Annotated in this window: 9 protein-coding genes; 8 read left to right on the top strand and 1 reads right to left on the bottom strand. The window is 58.4% G+C overall.

Going from position 1 to position 15,527, the window contains the following annotated elements; all coding sequences use genetic code 11:
• The 8 genes from QRD42_RS18220 to menE all read left to right on the top strand — a co-directional run.
• On the top strand, nt 1-1,374 hold a 1,374-nt coding region (locus QRD42_RS18220), incomplete at its 5' end, for an autotransporter outer membrane beta-barrel domain-containing protein (protein ID WP_321987801.1).
• Between the two features lie 462 nt (nt 1,375-1,836).
• On the top strand, nt 1,837-6,573 hold the full coding sequence (locus QRD42_RS18215; RefSeq protein ID WP_321987800.1) for an autotransporter outer membrane beta-barrel domain-containing protein: 4,737 nt from the start codon (nt 1,837-1,839) through the stop codon (nt 6,571-6,573).
• A 182-nt stretch (nt 6,574-6,755) separates the two neighbouring features.
• Nucleotides 6,756-8,048, top strand: coding sequence for an isochorismate synthase MenF (menF, locus tag QRD42_RS18210; RefSeq protein WP_321987799.1), 1,293 nt, complete (start codon nt 6,756-6,758; stop codon nt 8,046-8,048).
• An 88-nt stretch (nt 8,049-8,136) separates the two neighbouring features.
• Complete coding sequence (menD, locus tag QRD42_RS18205; protein ID WP_321987798.1) at nt 8,137-9,807, top strand: 2-succinyl-5-enolpyruvyl-6-hydroxy-3-cyclohexene-1-carboxylic-acid synthase; 1,671 nt, start codon at nt 8,137-8,139, stop codon at nt 9,805-9,807.
• Entirely contained in the window at nt 9,804-10,565 is a 762-nt protein-coding gene (menH, locus tag QRD42_RS18200) for a 2-succinyl-6-hydroxy-2,4-cyclohexadiene-1-carboxylate synthase (RefSeq protein ID WP_321987797.1), read from the top strand. Before menD ends, menH begins: the two co-directional genes overlap by 4 nt.
• Nucleotides 10,566-10,574: 9 nt before the next feature.
• Nucleotides 10,575-11,432, top strand: a complete 858-nt coding sequence (gene menB / locus QRD42_RS18195; RefSeq protein WP_072569186.1) for a 1,4-dihydroxy-2-naphthoyl-CoA synthase — start codon at nt 10,575-10,577, stop codon at nt 11,430-11,432.
• The gene (menC, locus tag QRD42_RS18190) at nt 11,432-12,397 is read left to right on the top strand and encodes an o-succinylbenzoate synthase (RefSeq protein ID WP_321987796.1); all 966 of its coding nucleotides are present in this window, start codon (nt 11,432-11,434) and stop codon (nt 12,395-12,397) included. Before menB ends, menC begins: the two co-directional genes overlap by 1 nt.
• Nucleotides 12,394-13,752, top strand: a complete 1,359-nt coding sequence (gene menE, locus QRD42_RS18185; RefSeq protein ID WP_321987795.1) for an o-succinylbenzoate--CoA ligase — start codon at nt 12,394-12,396, stop codon at nt 13,750-13,752. The genes menC and menE overlap by 4 nt, the downstream gene beginning before the upstream one ends.
• Before the next feature lie 90 nt (nt 13,753-13,842).
• Here menE and katA read toward each other — a convergent pair whose 3' ends face one another.
• The gene (katA, locus tag QRD42_RS18180; protein ID WP_415877723.1) at nt 13,843-15,294 is read right to left on the bottom strand and encodes a catalase KatA; all 1,452 of its coding nucleotides are present in this window, start codon (nt 15,292-15,294) and stop codon (nt 13,843-13,845) included.
• Between the last annotated feature and the right edge of the window lie 233 nt (nt 15,295-15,527).

Below are 15,527 nucleotides of genomic sequence, written 5' to 3'. Positions count from 1 at the left end.
GCGTCTTATACGCTGCCGACCGATCCGACTGCRGCAGCCCAGAGCACCGGTCTGCGCAGCAGCATCAACCAGTACACCGTCGGCACCAGCGCAGACGGCAGTGCGGGTACGCTGACGGCGAGCCACGTTGACATTCAGGATGTGAACGTTGACACCGGCTTTACCGCGGGTACGGCGGACACCKCTGTGACCTTYAACGACGTCTTTGTCGGGGAAGAYATTCAGGGTGAGCAGAACATCACCTCCGCCAGCGTGGTCTGGACAGCGGAAGGTGAGAAGGACGCCAGCGGTAACGTGGATGTCACCATGACCAAAAACGCCTATGCGGACGTGGCGGGCGATGCGAGTGTGAACAGCGTGGCGAATGCACTGGATGCGGCCTACACCAGCAACGAGCTGTACAACAGCCTGAACCTGGCAACCAGCGCGGAGCTGACCAGCGCCCTGAAGCAGATTTCCGGCAGCAAGGCGACCGGCGTATCCCGCGATGCGCGTATCCTGAGCAACCGCTTCGACATGCTGGCGGACACGGCGCCGGTGATGAACAACGGTCTGGCGTTCAACGTGGTGGCGAAGGGTGACAAGCGTGCCGAGCTGGGTAATGACACCACCTACGACATGCTGGCGCTGCGCCAGAGCCTGGCGTTCGGTGACAACCAGACGCTGACCATGGAGTACGGTATCGCCCGTCTGGACGGTGATGGTAATGCGATGAGCGCCGGCGACAACGGCGTGACGGGCGGTTACAGCCAGTTCCTGGGGCTGAAGCACAGCCTGCCGCTGACGGAAGGCGGCCTGAACTGGGATAACGCCCTGCGTTATGACGTGCATAACTTCGACAGCAACCGTGCGGTACGTTACGGCGACGTGAACAAAACGGCGAACGCCGACACCCGCCAGCAGTACATGGAGTTCCGTACCGAAGGGTCAAAAGCCTTTAAGGTGCAGGAAGGCCTGACGGTAACGCCGTTTGCCGGTCTGAAAATGCGTCACACCCTGGAAGACGGCTACAGCGAGAAAGGCGCGGGCGACTTCAACCTGAGCATGAGCAGCAGCAGCGAAACGGCGGTTGATGCGGTGGTGGGTCTGAAGCTGAGCTACGCGGGTGAAGACGGCTGGGCAGCGACAGCGTCGCTGGAAGGCGGCCCGAACCTGAGCTATGCGAAGAGCAACCGTACGGCTTCTCTGGCGGGTGCCAGAGGCCAGACGTTCAGCGTTGACGATGCCCAGCAGGGCGGCGGCGTAAACGGCCAGGCGATGGCGGGCGTGAAGTACAGCGCCGGTAACGCGCAGTTCACGGCGGATGCCTTCCAGTGGCAGGAAGATGGCGTGAAGGACAAGGGCTTTATGCTGAACTATAAGTATAAGTTCTGATGACGGTTTGCCGGGYGGCGGCTGCGCCTTACCCGGCCTATATGTCTTAACGATGAACATGTAGGCCCGTGCAAGCGMAGCGCCGCCGGGCAAAAAAACAATCACCCAACCTCAAAACACCCCGCCCCGGCGGGGTGTTTTTTTATTATTGTAGACATGAATGTATTTAATTATTGGTGTGGGTTAATTTATTAATTCAGAGAATGATTTATGAAAAAATAAATTAATATCGTCTATATGTTCTGCCGGCTTATAATTTGTCGTCGCCACTCCCGGTATTTATATCTCTCCTGATATCAAGCAGTTGACTTTTATTACAACGATTTGAATCATAATCCTCTTGAACAAAAAATAGTAACCCTCTATAAAATCCCTCAAATTTTTTTAATCAATCTTATCTGGCGACACCGCCATACCTTTCTGTCGTTAATATATATATCAGCTGAATAAGGAACATTCATCATGCAACGAAAATCAGTCCTGTCGATCTGTATCGCCCTGGCGTTAAGCGGCAATGGCTATGCCGAAACCGAACACTTAGCAAAAGATCGTACCGCTAACCTCTGCCCCGCGAATATGAGTGTGCTGACGGAAGAGCAAAAAGCGCAGTTAGCGGCAGAATGTCTGCAAGAGCCTTCGTTTATGGAAGATCCCAAAAACTGGGTTATCGGTGGCATGGCGGCGGTAGTAGCGGCAGTGGGTATTGCGGTTGAAAACGATCACGATGGTGAAAGTTCGGATAACAGCGACAGCGGTAACGATGATGGCGGCGATAACGGCGGAGATGATAATGATGGCGGCGATAACGGCGGCGACGATAATGGTGACGACAATGATAACGGCGACAATGACAATGATGACAATAACGATAACGGCGATGATGGCGAGGACGGTGGCGATGAGCCGTTAGTGATTAATGGCGGCACTGGTACAGCCACGGACAACGTTGGTGAAGAAATTGACGTTGACGGCAAGCTTATCATTATCAAAGGCGACAGCACCGGCACGGATAGCGGTATCGGCACGCAAGTAAAGGGTGATAAAAATACGATTAACAATGAAGGTGGGATTACGGCCACTACGGACGGCACCGGTTTCGCTGTCACTGGTAATGAGAACACCATTAATAATACCGGCGCGACCAGCGTCACTGATGGCGGCACCGGAACGCAAATCAGTGGTAACAGCAATACCCTCAATCAGAACGGTAAGATGATCGTGGGAGATTTCTCCACGGGCATCAATGTTACCGGGGACAGCAATAACGTGAATCTTATCTCCGATGAGATGAAAATCACAGGCTATGACGCGACCGGGGTGAATATTACCGGGAACACCAACACGGTGACCCTGACCGGAGATATGGTGGTGGATAAAGATCAGAAATCACCGCTCGCGAAAGAGTATTTCTTTAAGCCATCTACCGGCATTAACGTGGCAGGTAATGATAATACCGTGGTGCTGGACGGGCACATGCAGGTGGTGCTCGATACCGAAATGGCAGATAGCCACAAATGGGCAAAATATGATGGTTCTCAGGAGCCTATTTTTGGCCTGGAGGTCGTCGGAGAGGGCAACCGTGTAGATATCATGGGTGGTATCGAACTGACCGGGGAAATAAATCAGACGACTGATAATGAAACCGGAAATAAGCGAAATGGTCCCAGTTCCTCTAAAGTAATTAGCGTGAGCGGAAACTCATCCGTGTATCTGCATGGTGAGTCGTCTATAAATGGTGATTTTGGTCAGCCGTTCAAGAGCATTATTGGTGTTTCTGATGGTGGTTACTTTGAAATTAGCGAAGATGCCACGCTCGAAACCGATATAACCAGCATAAATAAATACCTGCTTTATAATTATAATTATCTTGGCTATATCGATACTAACAGCACCATGGTCAATAAGGGGGCGATCAGTATCAACGATATTGGTTTTGCTCAGGTCGCAAACGGGTCAACCTTTATTAACGAAGGCGAAATTACGCTCGAAAAAACGATGGTTTCCGCAGGAACGGATGGCGCCGTGGTGGTAGGGCCAACGGCCATGAATAAAGGATCCCTTGTACGTAACGAGGGTAGCATTACCGGATATCTGCTTAACCAAGGAAGCATCCTGCCTGCGGGCGACATCGAAAGCGGTCAAATGACGAATGATGATGTAGGCTCCATCGTTCTTATGACGGCTCAGAAGGGCGCACAGGCCATTAATAATGGCTCACTCACATTGTATGGCCGCGGTGAAGTATTACATGCCCAGGATTCAACGGCAGATAACTACGGGCAAATCACCACGGATGCATTATGGGTGGCAGAAGGAGATGACACCACCTATGCGCAAGGGGTTCCCTCTGATAAAGCCATTGATTATGCCGTTGGCATGGGCGCCGGTAACACCTATACCCATGGCAAAAACGGAACCGCAATAAACCACGAGGGTGGAATCATTACTGTTAATAACGCCGGTGCCGGTATGGCAGCAGTCGGTGCCACCAACGTCGTCATTAATCAGGGCACCATCAACCTAAATCAGAACGAAAACTATACCGGCGACGAACCCTTATTCGGTATGGCGGTATATGAGGGCGGTAGCGCCATCAACGATACTACCGGCGTGATTAATATTAACGCTGAAAACGGGATTGCCTTTTATTCCGACGGCGATGCGAATAACCGTATTATTAACCGTGGTGAGATTAATGTTAATGAAAGTGCAGGTGTACCGGCGGCGGCTGATAACAGCGACAAACTCACATCCATTGAATATGCTGACGGTACCATCCTGAGCGACACTACCACCTTAGATAAAAGTGGCGTAATACTAACCGGTAGTACGGTAAGTAATACCGGCACGCTGAATGGTCCAGGCCGTCTATTTGTGGACGGCGCTCTTGAAAACCAGGCGACGGGAATCGTTAATGCGCCCCTTACTGTTACCGGGACCGTGAATAACAGCGGTACCATCACTCAAAGTATTACGGTAAATGCTTCCGGCAAGGTGGTAAGCGACGGCACTATTACAGGCGGCGCGATTCTGGGGGACACTGCACATATTACCAACAGCGGCGCGTTTTCGCTCGGTAGCGCATCCGACAAAGCGAATGCCAGCATGCTGGAGATGAAAAAGAACAGCGTGTTTGAAAACGCGGCTGGTGGCGTAATGACGGGTGATAATATAAAAAATGCTGTTCATATGAATGACAACAGCACCGTGAAAAACGACAAGGGCGCGACCATGAATTTTACCGCCAGCAGTCATGCGGCGGCGTTTAATATCTGGGGCGGAACGGCTGACTTTATTAACGACGGTACGGTCAACGGCTCGGGAATGACCTCTGTAGTAAGATCTGCGGATAATGCCGCTGCCAGCAAGGCGTTCTTCTGGAACCAGGATGACGGGGTGGTGAACTTTACCGCCTCTCAAACCGGCCAGAGTGCGGTCAGTCTGACGCACAGTAACTATGTGGGCGTCAACGACGGCACCATGAACGTGAATGGCAACGACGCMGTCGGCATGAAGGGCAGCAAGAACGCCCAGCTGGTGAACAACGGCACCATTAACCTGGGTACCGCAGGCACCASTGAMAGCGGCATGGTGGCCATGCAGCTGGACGCGAACGCCACGGCYGACGCGGTGATCGAGAACAACGGCGCGATCAACATCTATGCGTCCAACTCTTACGCCTTCAGCAAGCTGGGCGCGAACGGGCGTATCGTTAACAATGGCACGGTAAATCTGGAAGGTAGCGGCAGCGGTCTGGTGAAAGAGAGTGGTGTCGAGGTTGCCGGGGTTAACGGCAATACGGCAGACAAGAGCGAAGCGCATTACGCGTCTTATACGCTGCCGACCGATCCGACTGCGGCAGCCCAGAGCACCGGTCTGCGCAGCAGCATCAACCAGTACACCGTCGGCACCAGCGCAGACGGCAGTGCGGGTACGCTGACGGCGAGCCACGTTGACATTCAGGAYGTGAACGTTGACACCGGCTTTACCGCGGGTACGGCGGACACCKCTGTGACCTTYAACGACGTCTTTGTCGGGGAAGAYATTCAGGGTGAGCAGAACATCACCTCCGCCAGCGTGGTCTGGACAGCGGAAGGTGAGAAGGACGCCAGCGGTAACGTGGATGTCACCATGACCAAAAACGCCTATGCGGACGTGGCGGGCGATGCGAGTGTGAACAGCGTGGCGAATGCACTGGATGCGGCCTACACCAGCAACGAGCTGTACAACAGCCTGAACCTGGCAACCAGCGCGGAGCTGACCAGCGCCCTGAAGCAGATATCTGGCAGCAAGGCGACCGGCGTATCCCGCGATGCGCGTATCCTGAGCAACCGCTTCGACATGCTGGCGGACACGGCGCCGGTGATGAACAACGGTCTGGCGTTCAACGTGGTGGCGAAGGGTGACAAGCGTGCCGAGCTGGGTAATGACACCACCTACGACATGCTGGCGCTGCGCCAGAGCCTGGCGTTCGGTGACAACCAGACGCTGACCATGGAGTACGGTATCGCCCGTCTGGACGGTGATGGTAATGCGATGAGCGCCGGCGACAACGGCGTGACGGGCGGTTACAGCCAGTTCCTGGGGCTGAAGCACAGCCTGCCGCTGACGGAAGGCGGCCTGAACTGGGATAACGCCCTGCGTTATGACGTGCATAACTTCGACAGCAACCGYGCGGTACGTTACGGCGACGTGAACAAAACGGCGAACGCCGACACCCGCCAGCAGTACATGGAGTTCCGTACCGAAGGGTCAAAAGCCTTTAAGGTGCAGGAAGGCCTGACGGTAACGCCGTTTGCCGGTCTGAAAATGCGTCACACCCTGGAAGACGGCTACAGCGAGAAAGGCGCGGGCGACTTCAACCTGAGCATGAGCAGCAGCAGCGAAACGGCGGTTGATGCGGTGGTGGGTCTGAAGCTGAGCTACGCGGGTGAAGACGGCTGGGCAGCGACAGCGTCGCTKGAAGGCGGCCCGAACCTGAGCTATGCGAAGAGCAACCGTACGGCTTCTCTGGCGGGTGCCAGAGGCCAGACRTTCAGCGTTGACGATGCCCAGCAGGGCGGCGGCGTRAACGGCCAGGCGATGGCGGGCGTGAARTACAGCGCCGGTAACGCGCAGTTCACGGCGGATGCCTTCCAGTGGCAGGAAGACGGCGTGAAGGACAAGGGCTTTATGCTGAACTACAAGTATAAGTTCTGACGGTTTGCCGGGCGGCGGCTGCGCCTTACCCGGCCTGCCACAACCTGTAGGCCCGGCAAGCGAAGCGCCGCCGGGCAAAAACCAGCTCATCAAACCAAAACACCCCGCCCCGGCGGGGTGTCTTTTTTTACACGAACAACCCCGTATAATGTCCGGGTTTATGCAAAAGGGTGGGATCATTCGTGGCGATAATAGATGAAGCGTTGTGGCAGCTCAGACAGCAACTGGCAACGCCGTTGCCGGACCAGCCCGGTCTGCGCCGCCTGTGCATTCCGCTGGCGTTTGACGAGTCCCGCGATCCCCTCGCCTGGCTTGCCGGACAACCTCATTTTCCACAGTTTTACTGGCAGCAGCGCGGCAATGAAGACGAGGCTGCCGCCCTCGGCGCGCTCCGGCGCTTTAGCTCCCTTGCCGACGCACAAACATTTCTACAGCACAGCGGCGATGCGCAACTGCGCATATGGGGGCTGAACGCCTTCGATCCACAGCGTGGCGATCTGTTCCTGCCGCGTCTAGAATGGCGTCGCGTGGGCGAGCAGGCCCGGCTGTATCTTAATCTGTGGAGTGAAACCTCCCTGCGCGACGATGCCATTTGCGCCGCAGCATTCCTTGACCAGCTACGCCCCGCCATGCCGTTTTCACCCCTGAAGCTTCATCTGACCGGCGAGCAGCACAGCCCGGATCACGACGGCTGGTGCCAGCGGGTGCGCCTTGCGACAGATGCCATTGCACAGCATCAGATGGACAAAGTGGTGCTGGCGCGCGCCAGCGATTTGCACTTCAGCCAGCCGGTGAACGCTGCGGCGCTGATGGCCGCCAGCCGAAGCGTCAATTTCAGCTGTTATCACTTTTATATGGCGTTCAGCCCGCAGGCGGCGTTTCTGGGTTCCAGCCCCGAACGGCTGTGGCGGCGCATTGACCGCGCGCTGCGCACCGAAGCGCTGGCGGGCACTATTGAAAACCATGCCGACGACGATCGCGCCCATGCCCTCGGCCAGTGGCTGCTGGCAGACGACAAAAACCAGCGGGAAAATCAGCTGGTGGTGGAGGATATCTGTCAGCGGCTGGAACCGCTGGGTAACGGCTACGATATTCTTCCCGCCCAGGTCGTGCGCCTGCGAAAAGTGCAGCATCTGCGCCGCTGCATCTGGATGACGCTAAACGCGCCGGACGACGCGCACTGTCTGCATCAGCTGCAACCCACCGCGGCGGTGGCCGGGCTGCCCCGCGAGACGGCGCGGGAATTTATCCGGCAGCATGAACCCTTTTCCCGCGACTGGTATGCCGGATCCGCAGGCTACCTGTCCGGTCAGCAGACGGAATTTTGCGTGGCGCTGCGTTCGGCGCATGTCTCAGGCGGCAGGGTGCGGCTCTACGCCGGGGCCGGGATCGTCGCCGGTTCCGATCCTCAACTCGAGTGGCAGGAGATCGAAAACAAAGCGGCCGGTTTGCGCTCCGTACTCCTGATGGATTAAGACAGATTCACTCATTACCGATTCATATCAAAAACCCGGCGTTCTGTGTTCTTTATACTGTGCCGTAATATTGATACCGGACAAACTTATGTCAGTAAGCTCATTCAACCGACGCTGGGCCGAAGTCATTCTCGAAGCCTTAACCCGCCACGGCGTGCGACACGTCTGCATCGCGCCGGGCTCGCGCTCGACGCCGCTGACGCTGGCCGCCGCAGGAAATAAAGCCTTCGTTCACCATACCCATTTTGATGAGCGTGGCCTCGGCCATCTGGCGCTCGGGCTGGCGAAGGTCAGCGGCGAGCCGGTGGCGGTGATCGTCACCTCCGGTACCGCCGTCGCCAATCTTTATCCGGCGCTGATCGAGGCGGGGCTGACCGGCGAAAAACTGATCCTGCTCACCGCCGATCGCCCGCCGGAACTGATCGACTGCGGCGCAAATCAGGCGATCCGCCAGCCTGGTATCTTCGCCTCCCATCCCGCACAGGCGCTGTCGCTTCCGCGCCCGACCCAGGACATTCCCGCCCGCTGGCTGGTGAGTACGATTGATAATCTTCTCGGATCGCTGCATTGCGGCGCGGTACACATTAACTGCCCCTTTGCCGAACCGCTGTATGGCGAACTGGATGCCACCGGCCTCGACTGGCAACAACAGCTTGGCGACTGGTGGCGCAGCGATAAGCCCTGGCTGCGGGAAAACACCCGGCTACACAGCGCCCGCCAGCGCGACTGGTTTTTCTGGCGGCAAAAGCGCGGCGTGGTGGTGGCCGGGCGGATGAGCGCTGCCGAAGGCAAACAGGCTGCGGAATGGGCGCAGACGCTCGGCTGGCCGCTGATTGGCGACGTGCTGTCGCAGACCGGCCAACCGCTGCCCTGTGCCGATCTGTGGCTGGGCAATGCCCGCGCGGTAACCGAGCTGGCGCAGGCGCAGATTGTTATCCAGTTAGGCAGCAGCCTGACCGGAAAACGGCTGCTTCAGTGGCAGGCCGCCTGCGAGCCGGAAGAGTACTGGCTGGTGGACAACCTGCCGGGACGGCTTGATCCCGCGCATCATCGCGGACAGCGGCTGGTGTCCGCCATCGGCGACTGGCTGGATGAACATCCGGCGGAACCTCGCGCGCCCTGGTGCAGCGACATCCCGGCGCTGGCGCAGCAGGCCTGGCAGGCGGTGGAAGCGCAGCGTGAGACGTTCGGCGAGGCGCAGCTGGCGCACCGTCTGGCGGACTATCTGCCGGAACAGGGGCAGCTCTTTTTAGGCAACAGCCTGGTGGTGCGTCTGGTGGATGCGCTCGGGCAGCTGCCAGCGGGTTATCCGGTGTACAGCAACCGCGGGGCGAGCGGTATCGACGGCTTACTCTCCACCGCGGCGGGCGTGCAGCGCGCCAGCGGTAAACCGACGCTGGCCATCGTCGGCGATCTCTCCGCGCTCTACGATCTCAACGGCCTGGCGTTACTGCGCCAGGTCTCTGCACCCTTCGTGCTGATGGTGGTGAACAACAATGGCGGGCAGATTTTCTCCCTGCTGCCCACGCCGCCAGCCGAGCGCGAACGTTTTTACCAGATGCCGCAGAACGTCCATTTTGAACATGCCGCCGCCATGTTTGGCCTGCACTACCATCGCCCGGAAAGCTGGCAGGCGCTGGAGGGGGCGCTGATGCAGGCGTGGCGCAGGCCGCAGGCGACGATTATCGAACTGGTGGTCAGCGAAACCGACGGCGCGCAGACGCTCCAGCAACTGCTGGCGGGAGTCAGCCAGCTATGATCCTGCATGCCCGCGCCGAAACCGCTAACGCTGCGCTGCCGTGGCTGGTGTTCCTGCACGGTTTTTCCGGCGATCACCGCGAATGGCAGCCGGTGGGCGAGCAGTTTCACGATCATTCCCGGCTGTATATTGATCTGCCGGGGCACGGCGGCTCGGCAGATATTACAGCGGCGGATTTTGCGCAGGTCAGCGCGTTGCTCAGTAATACCCTTCTTAGTTACAACATACTCAAATACTGGCTCATCGGCTACTCCCTCGGCGGTCGTCTCGGGATGTATCACGCCTGTGCGCAACCGCCGGGTCTTGCAGGGTTGATTGTCGAAGGGGCGCATCCGGGATTAACCGGTGCCGCCGCCCGTCGCCAGCGCGCGGAAAACGACGCCCGCTGGGCGTCGCGGTTTCGCCATGAACCGTTAGAGGACGTATTCACCGACTGGTATCAGCAGCCGGTTTTTACGTCCCTCAGCGCTGAACAGCGCCGCGCGCTGGTGGCGTTACGTCAGCACAACAGTGGTACCGCGCTTGCCGCCATGCTCGACGCCACCTCGCTGTCACGCCAGCCGGATCTGCGCGCCGCGCTAAGTAAGCGACATTTCCCGTTTTACTACTTATGTGGCGAGCACGACGCGAAATTCCGCGCCATCGGCGATGAACTCGCCGCGCCTTGCCTGTTAATTGCTGACGCCGGACACAACGCCCACCGGGAAAACCCCGCCGCTGTGGCGGCCCGTCTGGCGCATATTCTGCGTCTTCACTAAGGAATCTTTATGATCTATCCAGATGAAACAATGCTTTACGCACCGGTTGAGTGGCTCGACTGTTCCGAAGGCTACACCGATATCCGCTACCACAAGTCCACCGATGGCATTGCGAAAATCACCATTAACCGCCCTCAGGTGCGCAACGCGTTTCGTCCGCTGACGGTAAAAGAGATGATGCAGGCGCTGGCAGATGCGCGTTACGACGATAACGTCGGCGTGATCATCCTCACCGGCGAAGGCGATAAAGCCTTCTGTTCCGGCGGCGATCAGAAAGTGCGCGGCGACTACGGCGGTTATCAGGATGACTCCGGCGTGCATCATCTCAACGTGCTGGATTTCCAGCGCCAGATCCGCACCTGTCCGAAACCGGTAGTGGCGATGGTGGCGGGCTACTCCATCGGCGGCGGCCATGTGCTGCACATGATGTGCGATCTGACCATCGCGGCAGAAAACGCTATCTTCGGCCAGACCGGCCCGAAAGTCGGCTCTTTCGACGGCGGCTGGGGCGCATCCTATATGGCGCGCATCGTCGGGCAGAAAAAAGCGCGTGAGATCTGGTTCCTGTGTCGTCAGTACGATGCGAAAGCGGCGCTGGAAATGGGACTGGTCAATACCGTGGTGCCGGTAGCCGATCTGGAAAAAGAGACCGTGCGCTGGTGCCGCGAAATGCTGCAAAACAGCCCGATGGCGCTGCGCTGCCTGAAAGCGGCGCTGAACGCCGACTGCGACGGCCAGGCCGGTTTGCAGGAGCTGGCGGGCAACGCCACCATGCTGTTCTACATGACCGAAGAAGGTCAGGAAGGCCGCAACGCGTTTAACGAAAAACGCCAGCCGGACTTCAGCAAATACAAACGGAATCCGTAATGCGTCAGGCGCAGGTTTATCGCTGGCAGCTGCCGATGGATGCGGGCGTCGTGCTGCGTGAACAGCGTCTGAAAACCCGCGACGGCCTGCTGGTGCAGTTGCGTGACGGCGGGCGGGAAGGGTGGGGCGAAATCGCCCCCCTGCCGGGCTTCAGCCGTGAATCGCTGGCGGATGCAGAGCGCGCCGCGCTGGACTGGGTAAACGCCTGGCTGGCGGGTGACTCACCGGCCTGGCCGTCAGTGCCTTCCGCCGCTTTTGGGCTGAGCTGCGCGCTGGCGGAGCTGCACGATGAATTACCCGCGGCAGGTAACTATCGCGCTGCGCCGCTCTGTACCGGCGATCCGGACGAGCTGATCGTCGCCCTTGCCGCCATGCCGGGCGAAAAAGTGGCGAAGGTAAAAGTCGGCCTGTATGAAGCGGTACGTGACGGCATGGTAGTGAATTTGCTGCTGGAAGCGATCCCGGAGCTGCATTTGCGCCTCGACGCCAACCGCGCCTGGACGCCGCTTAAAGCCCAACAGTTCGCCAAATACGTCAACCCGACGCATCGCCATCGTATCGCTTTTCTCGAAGAGCCCTGTAAAACCCGTGATGATTCCCGCGCCTTTGCCCGTGACACCGGCATCGCCATCGCCTGGGACGAAAGCCTGCGCGAGGAGGATTTTACCTTTATGGCGGAGGAGGGCGTAAGCGCGGTGGTGATCAAGCCAACGCTGACCGGCAGTCTCGAAAAAGTGCGCCAGCAGGTTGAAACGGCTCACGCGCTTGGACTGACGGCGGTGATCAGCTCCTCTCTGGAATCCAGCATGGGCCTGACGCAGCTGGCGCGCATCGCCGCCTGGCTGACGCCGGATACTACGCCAGGTCTGGATACGCTTAACCTGATGCAAACGCAATTACTGCGCCGCTGGCCGGGCAGCGTGCTGCCCTGCCTGCAAACAGACGTCCAGGAGCCGCTGCTGTGACCTTTCACGACTGGCCCTGGCGACACTGGCGCGAACAGCGCCCGGATGCGGTAGCGATCCGCCTCGGTGATGAGATGCTGAGCTGGCAGGCGCTGTGCGAGCGGGTGGATGCGCTGGCGAGCGGCTTTGCCGCACAGGGCGTGCAGTGCGGCGACGGCGTGATGCTGCGCGCCTGTAATCATCCGCTGACCCTGCTGTCGTGGCTGGCGCTGCTGCAATGCGGCGCGCGCATTCTGCCGGTAAATCCGCAGCTACCTGACGGGCTTCTCCGCGAGCTGTTGCCGTCAATGACGCTGCGCCATGCGCTGGATCTGGCGGATTACGGCGACTACGCCGGGCTTTCGCGTCTGGAAGCTGGCGTAATTAGCGGCCATCATGCCGTGCCCTGGGAAGGGCAGCGGCTCGCCACCATGACGCTGACCTCCGGCTCTACCGGTCTGCCCAAAGCGGCGGTGCACACGCCAGATGCGCATCTGGCGAGCGCGGCGGGCGTGCTGTCGCTGATGCCGTTCAGTGAACAGGACGACTGGCTGCTTTCGCTCCCGCTGTACCACGTCTCCGGGCAGGGGATTTTATGGCGCTGGCTGCTGGCGGGCGCGCGCATCACCGTGCGCGAAAAAATGCCGCTACAGCTGGCGTTGCAGGGCTGCACCCATGCCTCGCTGGTACCGACGCAGCTGTGGCGATTGCTCAACGAGAACGCCAGCGTGGCGCTGAAAGCGGTGCTGCTGGGCGGGGCGGCCATCCCGGTGGAACTGACAGAACTCGCCCGCAAGCGCGGTATTCGCAGCTGGTGCGGTTATGGCTTAACGGAATTCGCCTCAACCGTGTGCGCCAAAGAAGCCGACGGGCTGCCGGATGTCGGTTGTGCGCTGCCAGGGCGCGAAGTGAAAATCGTCGATGGCGAAGTCTGGCTGCGCGCGGCCAGCATGGCGGCGGGCTACTGGCGTGACGGTAATCTGGTGCCGCTGGGCAATGCCGACGGCTGGTTTGCCACCCGCGATCGTGGCCTGTTGGAGGGCGATCGTCTGACCATTGCTGGCCGCATGGATAATCTGTTTTTCAGCGGCGGCGAAGGGATCCAGCCGGAAGAAGTGGAACGCGTGATTGCCGCACATCCACAGGTGCGGCAGGTGTTTATCGTCCCCAAAGAGGACGCCGAATTTGGTCATCGATCCGTGGCGGTGGTGGAGTTGCAGGACGGCTACCCGTCGTCAGCGCTGGCCGACTGGTGCCGGGATAAACTGGCCCGCTTCCAGCAACCGATCCGCTGGCTGGCGCTGCCCGATCACCTGGCGCAGGGCGGCATCAAAATCTCCCGCCGCGCCTTACAGCACTGGGTGGCGACGGTGTAAACTCAATGTCGGGTGGCGCTGCGCTTACCCGACCTACTCTTTTGACATTGTAGGCCCGGCAAGCGTGCGCCGCCGGGCAAGGTGTTGATGTTATCGGGCGGTGTTAATGGCGTTCAGCGCGGCGGCGACACCCGCCCCGTACGCCGGATCCACTTCGCTGAATAAACCAATCTGCCGCTGCTGAATAAATTCCGGCACATCTTTCATATCTCCCGCGATGCGGGCAAACATGCGCTGGCGTTCTTCTTCACCGATCAGGGCAAACAGCTTGCGCGGCTGGCTGAAATAGTCCGTATCTTCCCGGTGATTCCAGTGATCCGCAGCGCCTTCCACCGACAACGGCGGTTCGCTGTAGTCCGGCTGCTCCTGGAAAACGCCGAAGCTGTTAGGCTCGTAGGTCGGACCGTTGCCACTGTTGCCGTCCACACGCATCGCGCCGTCGCGGTGATAATTATGGAACGGGCAGCGCGGCTGGTTGACCGGGATCTGGTGATGGTTCACCCCCAGACGATAACGGTGCGCATCGCCATAAGAGAACAGACGGCCCTGCAACATACGATCCGGTGAGAAGCCAATGCCCGGCACGATGTTCGCCGGGGACATCGCCACCTGTTCCACTTCCGCAAAGTAGTTATCCGGATTGCGGTTCAGCTCCAGAACGCCCACTTCGATCAGCGGATAATCGCCGTGCGGCCACACTTTCGTCAGATCGAACGGGTTATAGGGCACCTGTGAGGCTTCGGCTTCCGGCATGATCTGCACGTAAAACTTCCAGCGCGGGAAATCTCCCGTTTCGATGGCGTTAAACAGATCGCGCTGCGAACTCTCGCGATCTTCCGCCACCAGACGTTTCGCCTCATCGTCCATCAGGTTATCAATACCCTGCATGGTTTTAAGATGGAATTTCACCCAGAAGCGTTCGTTATTGTGATTAATAAAGCTGAAGGTGTGGCTGCCAAAACCGTGCATATTGCGGTAAGAACGGGGCAGGCCGCGGTCGCTGAAATCAATGGTTAACTGATGCAGTGATTCCGGCAGATGGGAGAAGAAATCCCATTTGTAGGTCGGGTTACGCAGGTTGGTGCGCGGATCGCGTTTTACCACGTGGTTGAGATCGGGGAATTTCAGCGGATCGCGCAGGTAGAATACCGGCGTGTTGTTGCCCACCAGATCCCAGTTCCCCTCCTCGGTATAGAACTTGATCGAAAAACCGCGGATGTCACGTTCCGCATCAGCGGCGCCGCGCTCACCGGCAACGGTGGAGAAACGCAGGAAAAGATCAGTCTTTTTACCCGGTTCAGAAAACATTTTAGCGCGTGTATAGCGGGAAATATCCTGGGTGACGGTAAAGGTGCCGTAGGCGGCAGAGCCTTTGGCATGCATACGGCGCTCCGGGATCACTTCGCGGTCAAAATGCGCCAGCTTTTCCAGAAACCATACGTCCTGCAACAGCATCGGGCCGCGTGGCCCGGCGGTCATCACGTTATTATTATGGGCAACCGGCGCGCCAGCGGCGGTGGTTAATCCTTTTTTATTCATCATACATCTCCTGGTGGAAGTCAAAAAAACGGCTGTGTTTCCGTATAACTTCAGAAATCACTTTAGGGCTTGTTTTTACCGGGAGTCTTGATCGCGGGCAATCTGGCTCTGTCTATCAGAGAGATACCCAAAAGCATTGAGGTGACAACGAAGCGGGAAAATCACTTTTGGTGCAGAGTGTTAAGGCAAAGCCCTGTACACTAGCGGCGTTTTTCAGAACGTCTAACAATTACTTG

The organism is Enterobacter sp. PGRG2, from assembly GCF_030291195.1.
Classification (GTDB): domain Bacteria; phylum Pseudomonadota; class Gammaproteobacteria; order Enterobacterales; family Enterobacteriaceae; genus Enterobacter_D.
The sequence above is the reverse complement of the archived record's forward strand: the minus strand, read 5'-3'. Positions and strand labels throughout refer to the sequence as shown.

What these genes read in the sequence shown, in the direction of transcription:
- menB (WP_072569186.1), top strand. Translation starts at nt 10,575, where the DNA reads ATGATCTATCCAGATGAAACAATGCTTTACGCACCGGTTGAGTGGCTC.
- menD (WP_321987798.1), top strand. Translation starts at nt 8,137, where the DNA reads ATGTCAGTAAGCTCATTCAACCGACGCTGGGCCGAAGTCATTCTCGAA.
- menC (WP_321987796.1), top strand. Translation starts at nt 11,432, where the DNA reads ATGCGTCAGGCGCAGGTTTATCGCTGGCAGCTGCCGATGGATGCGGGC.
- katA (WP_415877723.1), bottom strand. Translation starts at nt 15,294, where the DNA reads ATGATGAATAAAAAAGGATTAACCACCGCCGCTGGCGCGCCGGTTGCC.
- menH (WP_321987797.1), top strand. Translation starts at nt 9,804, where the DNA reads ATGATCCTGCATGCCCGCGCCGAAACCGCTAACGCTGCGCTGCCGTGG.